The organism is Citrobacter sp. R56, assembly GCF_016811995.1.
GTDB lineage: Bacteria > Pseudomonadota > Gammaproteobacteria > Enterobacterales > Enterobacteriaceae > Citrobacter_D > Citrobacter_D enshiensis.
This window is the reverse complement of the sequence record NZ_CP069159.1, coordinates 4,537,498-4,554,140: the sequence shown is the minus strand read 5'-3', so window position 1 is coordinate 4,554,140 and position 16,643 is coordinate 4,537,498. Positions and strand designations below refer to the sequence as shown.

Below are 16,643 nucleotides of genomic sequence, written 5' to 3'. Positions count from 1 at the left end.
CTTGGACACACCCAGTAGATGCTGGCTCATTATCCTGTCATCCAGGATCAACTCCTAAGGCTATCCCTTTTTGCTGATAGCCTTCGCGGTTGTCAGCGACTTTCTCTCTTTTCCCGTCGCGTTGAGTCAGGCTGTTTAATGGTCTGAAACCCAATTTGTTTCTGTGTGCCCACCGAGCGTCCGATATTTTTATGCATTGGGAGTCCCGGTCATGCTGAGCGCATTTCAACTGGAAAAAAATCGACTAACCCGGCTGGAAGTCGAAGAGTCACAAACCCTGATTGATGCTGTCTGGATCGATTTGGTTGAGCCGGATGACGACGAGCGCCTGCGCGTACAATCTGAACTGGGTCAGAGCCTGGCAACACGTCCTGAACTGGAAGACATCGAAGCATCCGCCCGTTTCTTTGAAGACGAAGACGGTCTGCACATCCACTCCTTTTTCTTCTTTGAAGATGCGGAAGACCACGCCGGTAACTCCACGGTGGCATTTACCATCCGTGATGGCCGCTTGTTCACCCTGCGTGAACGTGAACTGCCCGCGTTCCGTCTCTATCGTATGCGCGCCCGCAGCCAGGCGATGGTGGATGGCAATGCGTATGAGCTGCTGTTGGATCTGTTTGAAACCAAAATCGAACAGCTGGCGGATGAAATTGAAAACATCTACAGCGACCTGGAAAAACTCAGCCGTGTGATCATGGAAGGGCATCAGGGCGATGAATATGACGAAGCACTCTCCACGCTGGCGGAACTGGAAGATATCGGCTGGAAGGTTCGCCTGTGTCTGATGGATACCCAGCGCGCACTCAATTTCCTGGTACGTAAAGCGCGTTTACCGGGCGGACAACTGGAGCAGGCGCGTGAGATCCTGCGCGATATCGAATCCCTGCTGCCGCATAACGAATCCCTGTTCCAGAAAGTGAACTTCCTGATGCAGGCGGCAATGGGCTTTATCAACATCGAGCAGAACCGCATCATCAAGATCTTCTCGGTGGTTTCCGTGGTGTTCCTGCCGCCAACGCTGGTGGCCTCCAGCTATGGGATGAACTTCGAATTTATGCCGGAGCTGAAGTGGAGTTTTGGGTATCCTGGGGCGATTATCTTTATGCTTCTCGCCGGACTGGCGCCGTATCTGTACTTTAAGCGCAAGAACTGGCTTTAACGTTTTGCTGCCGGATGGCGGCTAACGCCTTATCCGGCCTACAGGTTGTGTAGGCCTTAAAGCGAAGCGCCATCAGGTACAATCACATCCCTTTGCGCGTCCTGCGCTGGGTATAAATTGCATCCATCACGAAAATCGCCAGCGCTGCCCAGATAAAGGCGAACGTCACCATTTTATCGGCACCCGGCGTTTCGCCGTAAAACACGACCGCCAGAATAAACATCAATGTGGGGCCAATATACTGGAAGAATCCCAGGGTGGAGAGGCGCAGACGCGTTGCCGCGGCAGTAAAACAGAGCAGCGGTATTGTGGTGACAATCCCTGCGGCTACCAGCAACAGGTTCAGCGACATGGGGTTTTTATCCATATGGCTGGTGGCGCTGTCGGCAATGCCAAACAGATAAATCGCGGCGACCGGCAAAAGCCACAGCGTTTCAATCAGCATGCCGGTTTGCGCTTCCACCGCAATCTTTTTACGCACCAGACCGTAAAAGGCGAAACTAAACGCCAGCCCCAGCGCGATAATCGGCAGTGAACCGAACGTCCAGAGTTGTACCAGCACGCCGCAAGCTGCCATCGCTACGGCCAGCCACTGCATTCGACGGAAGCGTTCGCCGAGGAAAATCATCCCCAGCACGATGTTCACCAGCGGGTTGATAAAGTAGCCCAGGCTGGCTTCCAGCATGTGGTGGTTATTCACCGCCCAGATAAAGAGCAGCCAGTTTCCGCCGATCAGAACCGCTGACAACGCCAACAGGAAGATCTTCTTCGGCGTTTGTAGCAGCGTTTTTAAATACGACCACTGACGACTGACGCTGATCAGCGCCACCATAAAAAAGAATGACCAAATTACGCGGTGCGTCAGGATTTCGTCCGCTGGAACGTAAGAGATCAGCTTGAAGTACGCGGGTGCGATACCCCAAATAAAATAAGCAGCAAGAGCGAGTAATACGCCCTGCCGCGTTTGCTTAGCATCCATCGGGAAAACTCATATCAGAAATAGAACGGCAGTTTACCTTTTTTCACGAACTTACCCCACCATATAAGTGGCGGTCGCGCTGGCGATATAAAGGTGGTCCTCGTTATGTAACTCGACACGTGCCACGGCGACCTTATTGCCTGCCCGGAGTAAACTGCTGGTGGCGGTAAAACGATTACCACGGCCCGGACGTAAGTAATCGACGCGTAGATCGATGGTACCCATGCGTGACATCCGCTGGCGTAGTTCATCTTCACTGATGGTTTCGTGACGGGTCAGCGTACTCCCCACGCAAACCAGCCCGGCAGCAACATCTAATGCAGAGGCAATCACCCCGCCATGCAAAATGCTCTGTGACCAGTTCCCAACCATCATCGGCTGATTACTGAAAGCTAATTGGGCAAACTCCTTTTCATAGCGCTCCAGTTCCAGCCCCAATGCCCGGTTAAACGGCATATGGTAGACAAACATTTCACCCACTAATTTCAGGGCTTCTTCAGCAGTAAGTACAGCAGACATACGATTGGACACTCCATGGTTAATGAAATGTTGATATTATGCTTCTTGTTTGTTGTTTTCTACTTTAGGAGAGGATAACTAAACAGGGATTGAGTAAGTATGTAGAATGCTTGGTAGATAATTATACAAATCATCAATATTTAGTTCAGGAGAAGAGTACCGATGCGGGCGATTCTGGGATGGTTATTACCAGCAGCAATGCTGCCGTTGGCCGCGTATGCGCAGGAAGCGACAGTGAAAGACGTTCATGATGCACCAGCGGTGCGAGGCAGTATTATCGCCAACATGCTGCTAGAGCATGACAATCCGTTCACACTGTATCCTTATGACACCAACTATCTGATTTACACCAGTACCAGTGACCTGAATAAAGAGGCTATCAGTAGCTATAACTGGTCGGATAATGCCCGAAAAGATGAAGTGAAGTTTCAGCTGAGTCTGGCTTTCCCTCTCTGGCGCGGCATTCTGGGGGCGAATTCGGTGCTGGGGGCGTCCTACACCCAGAAATCCTGGTGGCAACTGTCGAATAGCGAAGAGTCATCGCCTTTCCGTGAAACGAACTACGAACCGCAGCTGTTTCTTGGATTTGCCACCGATTATCAGCTTGCAGGCTGGACCTTGCGCGATGTAGAGATGGGGTATAACCACGATTCTAATGGGCGTTCGGATCCGACATCGCGTAGCTGGAACCGTATTTATACCCGTCTGATGGCTGATAATGGCAACTGGCTGGTGGAAGTGAAGCCGTGGTTTGTCGTGGGCAGTACCGATGATAACCCTGATATCACCAAATACATGGGCTATTACCAGCTTAAAATCGGCTACCACCTCGGTGACGCGGTGTTAAGTGCAAAAGGGCAGTACAACTGGAATACCGGATACGGCGGCGCAGAACTTGGACTCAGCTATCCGATAACGAAGCACGTGCGTCTCTATACCCAGGTTTACAGCGGATATGGCGAATCCCTGATCGACTATAACTTTAATCAGACGCGTGTCGGCGTGGGTGTGATGCTGAACGATATCTTCTGATAAGCAGTTAAACATTGCAGTTTCTCTCTCAGGCGCTGAAAATAGCGCCTGTTTTTATACTGGTGAATGGGGTTAATGTGGCGCAGGCGGAAGTGTTGAATCTGGAGTCGGGAGCTAAACAGGTTTTGCAGGAAACCTTCGGCTACCAACAGTTTCGCCCAGGTCAGGAAGAGATTATCGACACCGTTATTTCCGGTCGCGACTGTCTGGTTGTGATGCCAACCGGTGGCGGGAAATCCCTTTGCTATCAAATCCCGGCGCTGCTTCTGAACGGGTTAACCGTGGTCGTTTCGCCGCTCATCTCGCTGATGAAAGACCAGGTTGATCAACTGCTGGCCAACGGTGTGGCGGCGGCGTGTCTGAACTCAACCCAGAGCCGTGAACAACAGCTTGAGGTGATGACGGGTTGCCGTACCGGGCAAATCCGCCTGCTGTATATCGCACCTGAACGCCTGATGCTGGATAACTTCCTTGAGCATCTGGCGCACTGGAATCCGGTGTTGCTAGCCGTTGACGAGGCCCACTGTATTTCACAGTGGGGGCACGATTTCCGCCCGGAATACGCCACACTGGGCCAGCTTCGCCAGCGTTTCCCCGCCCTGCCGTTCGTCGCGTTGACCGCGACAGCCGATGAAACCACGCGGCTGGACATTGTTCGCCTGCTGGGGCTGAACGATCCGTTAATTCAGATCAGTAGTTTTGACCGCCCGAACATTCGCTACATGTTGATGGAGAAGTTTAAGCCGCTCGATCAGCTCATGCGTTACGTTCAGGAACAGCGCGGTAAGTCGGGCATTATTTACTGTAATAGCCGGGCGAAAGTGGAAGACACCGCCGCACGTTTGCAAAGTCGCGGCATTAGTGCGGCGGCGTATCATGCGGGTCTGGAAAACGACGTTCGCGCCGATGTGCAGGAAAAATTCCAGCGTGACGATCTGCAAATCGTCGTGGCGACCGTGGCGTTCGGTATGGGGATTAACAAACCCAACGTGCGCTTCGTGGTGCACTTCGACATTCCGCGAAATATCGAATCCTACTATCAGGAAACCGGTCGTGCCGGTCGCGACGGTCTGCCTGCAGAAGCGATGCTGTTCTACGATCCGGCGGATATGGCATGGCTCAGGCGCTGCCTTGACGAAAAACCGGCCGGACAGTTGCAGGATATTGAACGCCATAAGCTGAATGCGATGGGGGCGTTTGCTGAGGCGCAAACCTGCCGCCGCCTGGTGTTGCTCAACTATTTTGGCGAAGGGCGTCAGGAAGCGTGCGGCAACTGCGATATCTGTCTCGACCCACCAAAACAGTACGACGGGTTAATGGATGCGCGCAAAGCGCTGTCGACGATCTATCGTGTTAACCAGCGCTTTGGTATGGGGTATGTTGTTGAGGTGCTTCGCGGCGCGAATAACCAGCGCATTCGTGAATTAGGCCATGACAAACTGCCGGTCTACGGCATTGGCCGTGAGCAGAGCCACGAGCATTGGGTGAGCGTCATCCGCCAACTGATTCATCTTGGGCTGGTGACGCAAAACATCGCCCACCACTCGGCGCTCCAGTTAACCGAAGCGGCGCGTCCGGTATTGCGCGGCGATGTGGCTCTTCAGCTTGCCGTGCCGCGTATTGTCGCGTTGAAGCCGCGCGTGATGCAGAAATCCTTCGGCGGTAACTACGATCGCAAGCTGTTCGCCAAATTGCGTAAATTACGCAAAGCGATTGCCGATGAAGAGAATATCCCGCCTTATGTGGTTTTCAACGATGCAACGCTTATCGAAATGGCGGAACAGATGCCGGTGTCGCCGAGTGAAATGCTCAGCGTTAACGGTGTCGGCATGCGGAAACTGGAGCGTTTTGGCAAAGAGTTTATGGCGCTGATCCGCGCGCATGTCGATGGCGACGACGAAGAGTAGTCAGCCAGGAAAAAAAGTGCCAGGATGGTGACTCACTGAACTATTTCCCCGCGAGTCATTTTTTATGTTAATGCTATTCCTCACCGTGGCCATGGTGCACATTGTTGCGCTGATGAGCCCTGGACCAGACTTTTTCTTTGTCTCCCAAACGGCTGTTAGTCGTTCACGTAAAGAAGCGATGATGGGTGTGTTGGGCATTACCTGTGGCGTGATGGTCTGGGCGAGCGTGGCGCTGCTTGGGCTGCATCTGATCATTGAGAAAATGGCCTGGCTGCACACCATTATCATGGTGGGCGGCGGTCTGTACCTGTGCTGGATGGGGTATCAAATGCTCCGTGGCGCGTTAAAAAAACAGGAAACGACGGCTCCCGCGCCGCAGGTGGAGTTGGCACAGGGTGGGCGTAGCTTCCTGAAAGGCTTGCTGACCAACCTGGCGAACCCGAAAGCGATTATTTACTTCGGCTCAGTGTTCTCACTGTTTGTCGGTGATAATGTTGGCACGACTGAGCGCTGGGGTATTTTCGCGCTGATTATTGTGGAGACGCTGGCGTGGTTTACGATTGTTGCCAGTCTGTTTGCCCTGCCGAAAATGCGTCGCGGTTATCAGCGTATGGCGAAATGGATCGACGGTTTTGCCGGCGCGTTATTCGCAGGTTTCGGCATTCATCTGATTATTTCTCGCTAAGTGATAAGCCGGATAAGCGCTCGCGCTTTCCGGCAACATTTCAGGCATGTCTTGCTGAGGCCAATAACGCGCCGACCAGCATAAACAACGAACCGAACACTTTGTTCAGCGCCTTCATTTGTTTTGGCCCCTTAATCCACGCCGCGATGCGTTGCGCCAGCGTCGCGTAACCGATCATCACAATTACATCGACCACGATGGTGGTGATGCCGAGGATGACGTACTGCATCAGTTGCGGTTCCTGCGGCAGGATAAATTGCGGAAACAGGGCGGCAAGAAAAACAATGCTCTTTGGGTTGGTCAGATTGACAAAGACGGCGCTTTTGAACAATCGGCCACGCGATTGCGTGTTTGCCATCGTGTTCAGATCGATAGCGCCCGCAGCGCGCCATTGCTGGATACCCAGCCAGATCAGATAGGCGGCACCCGCCCACTTCAGAACTTCAAAGGCGATGACCGAGTGTGAAAATAGCGTCCCCAGACCGATCCCCACCAGAACGATGTGAATGCCAAGTCCGGTTTGCAGACCCGCAATGGATGCCGCTGCGCCACGATAGCCGTGGTTGATTGAAGTGGTCATGGTATTGATGGCGCCGGAACCTGGTGAAAGACTCAAAATAATGGATGTCAGCAGGTAGGCGAACCACCATTCAAAGGTCATGAGAAACTCCCGGATTGTCTATTTTTATGCCACAATACGCTACTGTTGCTGTGTTGTGTCAGACATGACAAAAAAAACGATTTTACGTGGTTAACGAGGCTGGATACCCGATGTTTCAGCAGCAAAAAGACTGGGAAACAAGAGAAAACGCGTTTGCCGCTTTTTCCATGGGACCACTGACAGATTTCTGGCGTCAGCGGGAGGAAGCGGAGTTTACGGGCGTGGACAGTGTTCCGGTACGCTTTGTCCGTTTTCGCGCAGAAAAAAATGATCGTGTGGTCGTGATTTGCCCCGGCCGCATTGAAAGCTATGTAAAGTACGCTGAACTGGCGTATGACCTGTTTCAGTCGGGTTTTGACGTGCTCATTATCGACCATCGTGGGCAAGGGCGGTCCGGGCGGTTATTGTCGGATACGCACCGTGGACATGTGGTGAGTTTTAATGATTATGTCGATGATTTAACCGACTTTTGGCGGCAAGAAGTTCAACCGGGGCCGTGGCGAAAACGCTACATTCTCGCCCATTCCATGGGCGGTGCGATTGCCACCCTGTTTCTGCAACGTCACCCCGCGCATTGCGATGCCATCGCGCTTTGTGCGCCGATGTTTGGTATTGTGATGCGTCTGCCCTCGTTTATGGTGCGCCATATTCTCGACTGGGCGGAAGGGCATCAACGCATCCGTGAAGGGTACGCGATTGGCACGGGTCGCTGGCGGGCGCTGCCGTTTAGCATGAATGCGTTAACCCACAGCCGACAACGCTACCGTCGCAACTTACGTTTTTATGCCGACGAACCGCAACTGCGGGTTGGTGGGCCTACATATCACTGGGTACGTGAAGGTATTCAGGCTGGCGAACAGGTATTGGCAGGGGCGGGCGATGATGCGACGCCTACGCTGCTCATCCAGGCAGAAGAAGAGCGTGTGGTGGATAACCGCATGCATGACCGTTTTTGTGAAATCCGCGCCGCAGCGGGCCATCCTGTAGAAGGAGGTCAGCCGCTTGTCATCAAAGGCGCGTACCACGAGATCCTTTTTGAAAAGGACGCAATGCGCTCAGTCGCGCTCAACGCTATTGTTGAATTTTTCAACAGGCATAATTCATCCAGCGAAAATCGCTTTGCATAGAGGTTTAATTTTCTTATGTATCAGGTTGTTGCGTCTGATTTAGATGGTACGCTACTCTCTCCCGACCACACGTTATCCCCTTACGCTAAAGAGACACTGAAACTGTTGACTGCCCGTGGCGTCAATTTTGTTTTTGCGACCGGGCGTCACCATGTCGACGTAGGGCAAATCCGCGATAACCTCGAGATTCAGTCTTACATGATCACCTCCAACGGGGCGCGAGTGCACGATCCCGATGGAAATCTGGTGTTTACGCATAATCTGGATCGCGATATTGCCAGCGATCTGTTTGGCGTGGTGAACACGAACCCCGATATCATCACCAACGTTTATCGCAACGACGAATGGTTCATGAATCGCCATCGTCCGGATGAGATGCGTTTTTTCAAAGAGGCGGTTTTCAATTACTCGCTGTTTGAACCCGGTTTACTGGAGCCGGAAGGCATCAGCAAAGTGTTCTTCACCAGCAATTCTCATGAAATACTGCTGCCGCTTGAACAGGCGATAAACGCGCGTTGGGGCGATCGTGTCAACGTGAGTTTCTCGACGCTGACGTGCCTGGAAGTGATGGCTGGAGGCGTTTCGAAGGGACATGCGCTGGAGGCCGTCGCTAAAGCAATGGGCTACAGCCTGAAGGATTGCATTGCCTTTGGCGATGGCATGAACGATGCCGAGATGCTCTCTATGGCGGGTAAAGGGTGCATTATGGGCAATGCGCACCAGCGCCTGAAAGATCTGCATCCGGGGCTGGACGTGATTGGCACCAACGCTGACGACGCTGTGCCGCATTACCTGCGTGAGCTGTTTTTATCCTGATGTAACTGTTCTTTAGTTGACCAGTTGTCAACTGAACTCTCCGCTACAATGGATGCTCCTTGTTCAAAGAGACATCCATTGTGGCGCTACTCATCATTACCACGATCCTGTGGGCCTTTTCATTTAGCTTAATTGGCGAGTATCTTGCCGGGCATGTCGACAGCTATTTTTCCGTGCTGATGCGTGTGGGGCTGGCGGCGCTGGTATTCCTGCCATTTTTGCGCACGCGCGGGCAGTCGCCGCGGACCATTGTGCTCTACATGCTGGTCGGCGCAATGCAGTTAGGCATCATGTACCTGCTCAGTTTCCGCGCTTACCTGTACCTGACCGTCTCTGAATTTTTACTGTTTACCGTCCTCACACCGCTTTATATCACGCTGATCTACGATCTGTTGAGTAAGCGCAGACTGCGCTGGGGCTATGTGTTGAGCGCGCTGTTGGCGGTGATTGGGGCTGCGATCATTCGCTATGACAAAGTCAGCGACCACTTCTGGACCGGTTTGTTGCTGGTACAGCTGGCGAATATCAGTTTTGCCATTGGTATGGTGGGTTACAAGCGGTTGATGGAGATCCACCCGATGCCGCAGCACAACGCGTTTGCCTGGTTCTACATGGGGGCGTTTCTGGTGGCTGTCGCCGCCTGGTTTATGCTGGGGAATCCTAACAAGCTCCCGACGACCCCATTACAATGGGGCATTCTGGTCTGGTTGGGCGTGGTGGCTTCCGGACTGGGGTACTTTATGTGGAACTACGGGGCGACGCAGGTGGATGCTGGCACGCTGGGCATCATGAATAACGTGCATGTGCCCGCAGGACTGCTGGTCAACCTTGCTATCTGGCAAGAACAGCCCCACTGGCCAAGCTTTCTCATTGGGGCGACGGTGATACTGGCCTCATTGTGGGTGCATCGTTATTGGGTCGCTCCGCGCTCCGTACGAATGGCAGATGATCGCAAGCGTGGTTCCGCGCTGAACGAATAAAGGCTTCCGTGACCGCCTGCCGTTGTTCGCCGTCGCGGACGGCGGCGTAGAGGCGACTCCACAATCCATCACCCAGGGTTTTGGTCACCACCAGGCCCTGGCGTTCAAAACTCTCCACCACCCAGTGCGGTAGGGCGGCAATACCCATTCTGGCCGCAACCATTTGGATCAGCAGTAGCGTGTTATCGACGCTTTTCAACGACGGGCTGACGCCTGCTGGCTGCAGGAAGTGGCGCCACACGTCGAGGCGGCTGCGCTGCACCGGGTAGATCAGCAGCGTTTCGCTGGCGAGATCTTCCGGCGTGATCAGCGTTTTGCTGGCCAGCGGATGATCCGGAGCCAACACCAGGCGCACTTCAAAATCAAACATGGGCGAATAGTGCAGCCCGCTGCGCGGCAGGATATCGGAGGTCATCACCAGATCCAGCTCGTCCTGCTGCAGAGCGGGTTGTGGGTCAAACGTCACGCCGGATTTGAAATCCATCTCCACCTGCGGCCATTTCGCGTGGAAATTTTCCAGCGCCGGGGTCAGCCACTGAATACAGCTATGACATTCAATCGCAATACGTAGCCGGGTCTGTTGCGGTTCGTTGCATGCCTGAAGCGCCCGGCTAATCTGCGGCAGCACCTGGTTCGCCAGCTGCAGGAGAATCTCTCCCTGTGGCGTAAAACGCAGCGGCTGGCTTTTACGCACAAAGAGCCGGAAACCGAGGCGTTGCTCCAGATCGCTGAACTGGTGAGACAGGGCGGATTGGGTCTGATGCAACGTTGCCGCGGCGGCGGCCAGCGAACCACTATTCCGCAACGCCTGTAGCGTTTTCAGATGTTTAATTTCGATCATGAAAGTCCTTCACTTCGGCATGAACAAATTGCGCTTGAGGAATACACATTACATTTACATTATGGATGTGTAAACATCTGGACGGCTAAATAATAAATTCATAAGAGGCAGCGACATGACAATATTGAATCACACCCTCGGTTTCCCTCGCGTTGGCCTGCGTCGCGAGCTGAAAAAAGCACAAGAGAGCTATTGGGCGGGCACGGCATCTCGTGAAGAGTTACTGGCGGTTGGTCGCGAACTGCGCGCTCGCCACTGGGATCAGCAGAAACAAGCCGGTATCGACCTGCTGCCGGTAGGCGATTTCGCCTGGTACGACCATGTTCTGACCACCAGCCTGCTGCTCGGCAACGTGCCGGCTCGTCATCAGAACAACGATGGGTCGGTGGATATCGACACCCTGTTCCGCATTGGTCGCGGTCGTGCGCCAACCGGCGAACCGGCGGCGGCAGCGGAAATGACCAAATGGTTTAACACCAACTATCACTACATGGTGCCGGAGTTTGTGAAAGGCCAGCAGTTCAAACTGACCTGGACCCAACTGCTGGATGAAGTGGATGAAGCACTGGCGCTGGGCCACAAGGTTAAACCCGTGCTGCTCGGCCCGGTGACGTATCTGTGGCTGGGCAAAGTGAAAGGCGAGCAGTTTGATCGCCTGAGCCTGCTCAATGATATTCTGCCGGTGTACCAGCAGGTGCTGGCTGAACTGGCAAAACGTGGCGTTGAGTGGGTACAGATTGATGAACCGGCTCTGGTGCTGGAGCTGTCGCAGGAGTGGTTGGATGCCTTCAAACCGGCGTACGACGCGCTCTCAGGCCAGGTTAAACTGCTGCTGACCACCTATTTTGAAGGCGTGACGCCGAACCTCGACACCATTACCGCGCTGCCGGTGCAGGGCCTGCATGTGGACCTGGTTCATGGCAAAGACGACGTGGCGGAAATTCACAAGCGTCTGCCGTCTGACTGGCTGCTCTCTGCCGGTCTGGTGAACGGTCGTAACGTCTGGCGCGCCGATCTGACCGAGAAATACGCGCAGATTAAAGACATTGTCGGAAAACGTTCCCTGTGGGTCGCCTCTTCCTGCTCGCTGCTGCACAGCCCGATCGATATCAGCGTCGAAACGCGTCTGGATGCGGAAGTGAAAAGCTGGTTCTCCTTCGCCCTGCAAAAATGCGGTGAGCTGGCGCTGCTGCGTGATGCGCTGAACAGCGGCGATACCGCAAAACTGGCGGAATGGAGCGCCCCGATTCAGGCGCGTCGCCACTCGACTCGCGTTCACAACGCGGCGGTGGAAAAACGTCTGGCAGCGATCACCGCCAAAGACAGCCAGCGCACGAATGCCTATGAAGTACGTGCCGAAGCCCAACGTGCGCGCTTTAAACTGCCCGCATGGCCGACCACGACCATCGGTTCATTCCCGCAGACCACCGAAATTCGCGGTCTGCGTCTGGACTTCAAAAAAGGCAATCTTGACGCCAGTAACTACCGCACCGGCATCGCGGAACACATCAAACAGGCGATTGTTGAGCAGGAACGCTTAGGCCTCGACGTGCTGGTACACGGTGAAGCCGAACGTAACGACATGGTGGAATATTTTGGCGAGCACCTGGACGGTTTCGTCTTTACCCAGAACGGCTGGGTGCAGAGCTACGGCTCCCGCTGCGTAAAACCACCGGTAGTGATTGGCGACGTGAGCCGCCCGGAAGCGATCACCGTCGAATGGGCGAAATACGCGCAGTCTCTGACTGACAAACCGGTGAAAGGCATGCTGACCGGCCCGGTGACTATTCTTTGTTGGTCCTTCCCGCGTGAAGATGTAACCCGCGAAACTATTGCCAAACAGATTGCGCTGGCGTTGCGTGATGAAGTGGCGGATCTGGAAGCCGCAGGGATTGGCATCATCCAGATTGACGAACCGGCGCTGCGCGAAGGTTTACCGTTACGTCGCAGCGACTGGGCGGCGTATCTGGAGTGGGGCGTGGAAGCTTTCCGCATCAACGCCGCCGTGGCGAAGGATGACACCCAGATCCACACTCACATGTGTTACTGCGAGTTTAACGACATCATGGATTCGATTGCGGCGCTGGACGCTGACGTTATCACCATTGAAACCTCGCGTTCCGACATGGAGCTGCTGGAGTCCTTCGAAGAGTTTGATTACCCGAACGAAATCGGGCCGGGCGTGTATGACATTCACTCGCCGAACGTGCCGAGCGTGGAGTGGATCGAAGCACTGCTGAAGAAAGCCGAGCAGCGGATCCCGGCGGAGCGTCTGTGGGTGAACCCGGACTGCGGCCTCAAAACTCGCGGCTGGCCGGAAACTCGCGCGGCGCTGGCGAACATGGTGCAGGCGGCGCAGAATTTGCGTCAGGCGTAGTACTCCAGGCCCGGTAAGCGAAAGCGCTACCGGGCATTTTGTCGGGTGGTGGCTTCGCCTCACCCGACCTAGCGTTACTTTTTACTTCCATACTGCGCAAACCACGCCAGCATTCTCTGCCAGCCATCTTTCGCTGACTCTTCGTGATAGCTCGGACGGTAATCCGCATTAAACGCATGTCCCGCATCCGGGTAGACGACAATCTCCGCTTTGGCGTTGGCGGCACGGAGCGCCTGACGCATGATTTCCACGGAATCAACGGGAATGCTGGGGTCTTGCCCGCCGTACAGCCCCAGCACCGGGGCGTTCAGATCTGTCGTAATATCCACGGGCTGTTTCGGGGAGTTCAGCGTTTTGTCGCCCACCAGTTTGCCGTACCACGCCACCGCAGCCTTTAACTGTGGATTATGCGCAGCATACAGCCAGGTAATGCGGCCACCCCAACAGAAACCGGTAATCATCAGGCGATGGACATCACCACCGTTGCGGGAAGCCCAACTGGCGACATGGTCCAGGTCCGCCAGCACTTGCGAATCAGGAACTTTGGCCACCAGGCCGCTCAGTAAGGTGGGAATATCGGCAAAATCGTTAGGATCGCCTTCGCGGAAATAGAGCTCTGGTGCGATAGCCAGAAAACCTTCCAGCGCCAGGCGGCGGCAAACGTCGCGAATATGTTCATGCATGCCAAAAATTTCTTGTACCACGATGACAATCGGCAGCGCGCCCTCACTGTTTTTGGGGCGAGCGTGATATGCCGGCATATCATCTCCCTGAGAGGGAATCGACGTCAGTCCAGCGATGATGGCGTCATCCGTCGTATGAACAATGGTAGAGGCAAGCGGTGAAGCTGCAGGTGCAAAACCCGGTTGTTGTGTCTTCGTCATGGTATTCTCCGTACCCTTAAGAAAATTAGCGCAATGTTAAATATAGACAGCATGCAACAAATCACATTGCCTGAAACGGTCTATCTTTTGTGCAACGGTGAGTGATATCGATAGGTTTGTGTGATGTGGATCGCTATTTTATGGAAATTCAATGCAATTTATTTACATCATGGTGATGGGTGTCACGAAAATGTTTTGAGTCCTTCGGTAGAGTGTCTTTTTGCTGCTTCTGACAAAACCAATTCACAGAGGAGTTGTATATGTCCAAGTCTGATGTTTTTCATCTCGGCCTCACTAAAAACGATTTACAAGGGGCTACGCTTGCCATCGTCCCTGGCGATCCGGAGCGTGTGGAAAAGATCGCCGCGCTGATGGATAAGCCGGTTAAGCTGGCATCCCATCGCGAGTTCACTACGTGGCGTGCTGAACTGGATGGCAAAGCAGTGATTGTTTGCTCTACCGGTATTGGCGGCCCGTCTACCTCTATCGCTGTGGAAGAACTGGCACAGTTGGGCATTCGTACTTTCCTGCGTATCGGCACTACCGGCGCGATTCAACCGCACATTAACGTTGGCGACGTACTGGTCACCACCGCTTCTGTTCGTCTGGACGGTGCGAGCCTGCATTTTGCGCCGATGGAGTTCCCGGCCGTGGCAGATTTTGCCTGTACCACCGCGCTGGTTGAAGCGGCGAAATCCATTGGTGCGACGACGCACATAGGTGTTACGGCGTCTTCTGACACCTTCTATCCAGGCCAGGAACGTTACGATACCTTCTCTGGTCGCGTAGTCCGCAACTTCAAAGGCTCCATGGAAGAGTGGCAGTCAATGGGTGTTATGAACTATGAAATGGAATCCGCAACGCTGCTGACCATGTGTGCAAGCCAGGGTCTGCGTGCCGGTATGGTGGCGGGCGTTATCGTCAACCGCACCCAGCAAGAGATTCCCAATGCAGAAACGATGAAGCAAACAGAAAGCCACGCAGTGAAAATTGTGGTGGAAGCGGCGCGTCGTCTGCTGTAATTCTCTCTTTTCTTGTAAAAGGCCGACGCGTTCGGCCTTTTTATTTTGCGTAGCCCCTCGCAGGAAATTCCTTTTAAACTGGACGTTTATACAGCACAATTCTATTTTGTGCGGGTAAAGTCTGTACCATCAGGCTTACGTCGTTTATGCAGGAGGCGTTGTGGATATTTCAATCATTGTTTATGCGGTTATCGCATTGGTGGGTATTGCGATTGGCTGGTTGATGGCCAGCTACCAGCATGCGCAACAGAAAGCCGAACAATTTGCCGAGCGTGAAGAGCTGGTCGCGGATTTAAGCGCGACAAAACAGCAGCTTGCTCAGAGCAATCACTGGCGCGATGAATGCGAGCTTCTCAACAATGAGTTACGCAGTCTGCGGAGTATTAATACCTCTCTGGAAGCTGACCTGCGTGAAGTCACCACCCGCATGGAAGCAACACAGCAGCACGCAGAAGACAAAATCCGCCAGATGATCAATAGCGAACAGCGTCTGAGCGAGCAGTTTGAAAACCTGGCAAACCGGATATTTGAGCAAAGTAACCGCCGGGTCGATGAGCAAAACCGCCAGAGCCTCAATGGATTGCTGACGCCACTTCGTGAACAGTTAGATGGTTTTCGGCGTCAGGTGCAGGACAGCTTTGGTCAGGAAGCGCGTGAACGTCACACTCTGGCGCATGAAATTCGCAATCTCCAACAGCTGAATGCACAGATGGCTCAGGAAGCGGTCAACCTGACGCGTGCGCTCAAAGGTGACAACAAAACCCAGGGTAACTGGGGAGAAGTGGTGTTGACGCGCGTGCTGGAGGCATCGGGTCTGCGTGAAGGTTATGAATATGAAACGCAGGTGAGCATTGAGAACGATGCTCGTTCCCGGATGCAACCGGATGTGATTGTGCGTCTGCCGCAGGGCAAAGACGTCGTGATTGATGCCAAAATGACGTTGGTTGCTTACGAGCGTTATTTTAACGCACAGGATGATTACACCCGCGAAAGTGCGATGCAGGAACACATTGCATCGGTACGCAATCATATCCGTTTGCTGGGGCGTAAGGATTATCAACAGTTGCCAGGGCTGCGCTCGCTGGACTATGTCCTGATGTTTATCCCTGTCGAACCCGCTTTTCTGCTGGCGTTGGACAAACAGCCCGAACTGATTACCGAGGCGCTTAAAAATAATATTATGCTGGTAAGCCCAACGACCCTGTTGGTGGCGCTACGCACAATCGCCAACTTATGGCGCTATGAACATCAAAGCCGTAATGCCCAGCAAATTGCCGATCGGGCCAGCAAGCTCTATGACAAAATGCGGCTGTTTGTCGATGATATGTCGTCTATTGGTCAGAGTCTGGATAAGGCGCAGGACAACTATCGGCAGGCGATGAAAAAACTCTCCTCGGGCCGTGGAAACGTACTGGCCCAGGCGGAGGCTTTTCGCGGTTTAGGGGTAGAAATTAAACGTGAAATCAATCCGGATTTGGTTGAGCAAGCCACGACGCAGGATGAAGAGTACCGTTTACGCTCTGTTCCAGAGCAGACACAGGACGCCGCTTACCCTGATGATGAGGGTGCAAAGCAGCAATCACGCTAGCCCATTCGGGGTAGTTGAACCCAGTAGAAGGGTAGGGCAAATTGCCCCAATCTGTTACACTTC

General features: G+C 53.8%; 16 protein-coding genes. 11 read left to right on the top strand and 5 right to left on the bottom strand.

Annotation, left to right across the window (positions count from 1 at the left end):
* Position 1: 1 nt before the first annotated feature.
* Complete coding sequence (ysgD, locus tag JM656_RS22410) at positions 2–58, top strand: YsgD/CorL family protein (RefSeq protein WP_238340021.1); 57 nt, start codon at positions 2–4, stop codon at positions 56–58.
* Between the two features lie 153 nt (positions 59–211).
* Entirely contained in the window at positions 212–1,162 is a 951-nt protein-coding gene (corA, locus tag JM656_RS21375; protein ID WP_192613961.1) for a magnesium/cobalt transporter CorA, read from the top strand.
* A gap of 82 nt (positions 1,163–1,244) precedes the next feature.
* Here corA and rarD read toward each other — a convergent pair whose 3' ends face one another.
* Together rarD and yigI are read right to left on the bottom strand one after the other, a co-directional pair.
* On the bottom strand, positions 1,245–2,141 hold the full coding sequence (rarD, locus tag JM656_RS21370; protein WP_203359455.1) for an EamA family transporter RarD: 897 nt from the start codon (positions 2,139–2,141) through the stop codon (positions 1,245–1,247).
* Positions 2,142–2,192: 51 nt separating this feature from the next.
* Positions 2,193–2,660 carry an acyl-CoA thioesterase YigI gene (gene yigI / locus JM656_RS21365; protein WP_192613959.1) on the bottom strand — a complete coding sequence of 156 codons (468 nt, stop codon included), beginning with the start codon at positions 2,658–2,660 and terminating at the stop codon, positions 2,193–2,195.
* 162 nt (positions 2,661–2,822) lie between these two features.
* Between yigI and pldA the strand changes: the two genes are divergently transcribed.
* The 3 genes from pldA (at position 2,823) to rhtC (ending at position 6,284) form a co-directional block, all read left to right on the top strand.
* Positions 2,823–3,692, top strand: a complete 870-nt coding sequence (pldA, locus tag JM656_RS21360) for a phospholipase A (RefSeq protein ID WP_203359454.1) — start codon at positions 2,823–2,825, stop codon at positions 3,690–3,692.
* Between the two features lie 77 nt (positions 3,693–3,769).
* Positions 3,770–5,599, top strand: coding sequence for an ATP-dependent DNA helicase RecQ (recQ, locus tag JM656_RS21355; protein ID WP_203361350.1), 1,830 nt, complete (start codon positions 3,770–3,772; stop codon positions 5,597–5,599).
* A 64-nt stretch (positions 5,600–5,663) separates the two neighbouring features.
* Positions 5,664–6,284: a threonine export protein RhtC gene (gene rhtC / locus JM656_RS21350; protein WP_203359453.1), complete on the top strand. Its 621-nt coding sequence runs from the start codon at positions 5,664–5,666 to the stop codon at positions 6,282–6,284.
* 40 nt (positions 6,285–6,324) lie between these two features.
* Here rhtC and rhtB read toward each other — a convergent pair whose 3' ends face one another.
* Positions 6,325–6,945, bottom strand: a complete 621-nt coding sequence (gene rhtB / locus JM656_RS21345; protein ID WP_203359452.1) for a homoserine/homoserine lactone efflux protein — start codon at positions 6,943–6,945, stop codon at positions 6,325–6,327.
* A gap of 110 nt (positions 6,946–7,055) precedes the next feature.
* Between rhtB and pldB the strand changes: the two genes are divergently transcribed.
* The 3 genes from pldB (at position 7,056) to JM656_RS21330 (ending at position 9,868) form a co-directional block, all read left to right on the top strand.
* Positions 7,056–8,072 (top strand): lysophospholipase L2, encoded by a 1,017-nt coding sequence (gene pldB, locus JM656_RS21340; RefSeq protein WP_203359451.1) that lies wholly within the window; start codon positions 7,056–7,058, stop codon positions 8,070–8,072.
* A gap of 15 nt (positions 8,073–8,087) precedes the next feature.
* Positions 8,088–8,888 carry a sugar/pyridoxal phosphate phosphatase YigL gene (gene yigL / locus JM656_RS21335; RefSeq protein WP_203359450.1) on the top strand — a complete coding sequence of 267 codons (801 nt, stop codon included), beginning with the start codon at positions 8,088–8,090 and terminating at the stop codon, positions 8,886–8,888.
* An 80-nt stretch (positions 8,889–8,968) separates the two neighbouring features.
* Entirely contained in the window at positions 8,969–9,868 is a 900-nt protein-coding gene (locus tag JM656_RS21330; protein WP_203361349.1) for a carboxylate/amino acid/amine transporter, read from the top strand.
* Here the strand turns inward: JM656_RS21330 and metR are convergent.
* The gene (gene metR / locus JM656_RS21325; protein ID WP_203359449.1) at positions 9,756–10,709 is read right to left on the bottom strand and encodes an HTH-type transcriptional regulator MetR; all 954 of its coding nucleotides are present in this window, start codon (positions 10,707–10,709) and stop codon (positions 9,756–9,758) included. The two genes, JM656_RS21330 and metR, sit on opposite strands and share 113 nt — an antisense overlap.
* 115 nt (positions 10,710–10,824) lie before the next feature.
* Between metR and metE the strand changes: the two genes are divergently transcribed.
* On the top strand, positions 10,825–13,086 hold the full coding sequence (metE, locus tag JM656_RS21320; RefSeq protein WP_203359448.1) for a 5-methyltetrahydropteroyltriglutamate--homocysteine S-methyltransferase: 2,262 nt from the start codon (positions 10,825–10,827) through the stop codon (positions 13,084–13,086).
* A gap of 74 nt (positions 13,087–13,160) precedes the next feature.
* Here metE and JM656_RS21315 read toward each other — a convergent pair whose 3' ends face one another.
* Positions 13,161–13,970, bottom strand: coding sequence for a dienelactone hydrolase family protein (locus JM656_RS21315; RefSeq protein WP_203359447.1), 810 nt, complete (start codon positions 13,968–13,970; stop codon positions 13,161–13,163).
* A gap of 260 nt (positions 13,971–14,230) precedes the next feature.
* Between JM656_RS21315 and udp the strand changes: the two genes are divergently transcribed.
* Positions 14,231–14,992, top strand: a complete 762-nt coding sequence (udp, locus tag JM656_RS21310) for a uridine phosphorylase (protein WP_192613944.1) — start codon at positions 14,231–14,233, stop codon at positions 14,990–14,992.
* A gap of 160 nt (positions 14,993–15,152) precedes the next feature.
* Positions 15,153–16,580, top strand: a complete 1,428-nt coding sequence (rmuC, locus tag JM656_RS21305) for a DNA recombination protein RmuC (RefSeq protein ID WP_203359446.1) — start codon at positions 15,153–15,155, stop codon at positions 16,578–16,580.
* The last annotated feature ends 63 nt before the right edge of the window (positions 16,581–16,643 follow it).

Coding starts and splice junctions, on each gene's coding strand:
- rarD (WP_203359455.1), bottom strand. CDS start 2,141: ATGGATGCTAAGCAAACGCGGCAGGGCGTATTACTCGCTCTTGCTGCT.
- yigL (WP_203359450.1), top strand. CDS start 8,088: ATGTATCAGGTTGTTGCGTCTGATTTAGATGGTACGCTACTCTCTCCC.
- pldA (WP_203359454.1), top strand. CDS start 2,823: ATGCGGGCGATTCTGGGATGGTTATTACCAGCAGCAATGCTGCCGTTG.
- yigI (WP_192613959.1), bottom strand. CDS start 2,660: ATGTCTGCTGTACTTACTGCTGAAGAAGCCCTGAAATTAGTGGGTGAA.
- rhtB (WP_203359452.1), bottom strand. CDS start 6,945: ATGACCTTTGAATGGTGGTTCGCCTACCTGCTGACATCCATTATTTTG.
- metE (WP_203359448.1), top strand. CDS start 10,825: ATGACAATATTGAATCACACCCTCGGTTTCCCTCGCGTTGGCCTGCGT.
- rhtC (WP_203359453.1), top strand. CDS start 5,664: ATGTTAATGCTATTCCTCACCGTGGCCATGGTGCACATTGTTGCGCTG.
- pldB (WP_203359451.1), top strand. CDS start 7,056: ATGTTTCAGCAGCAAAAAGACTGGGAAACAAGAGAAAACGCGTTTGCC.
- JM656_RS21315 (WP_203359447.1), bottom strand. CDS start 13,970: ATGACGAAGACACAACAACCGGGTTTTGCACCTGCAGCTTCACCGCTT.
- corA (WP_192613961.1), top strand. CDS start 212: ATGCTGAGCGCATTTCAACTGGAAAAAAATCGACTAACCCGGCTGGAA.
- udp (WP_192613944.1), top strand. CDS start 14,231: ATGTCCAAGTCTGATGTTTTTCATCTCGGCCTCACTAAAAACGATTTA.
- metR (WP_203359449.1), bottom strand. CDS start 10,709: ATGATCGAAATTAAACATCTGAAAACGCTACAGGCGTTGCGGAATAGT.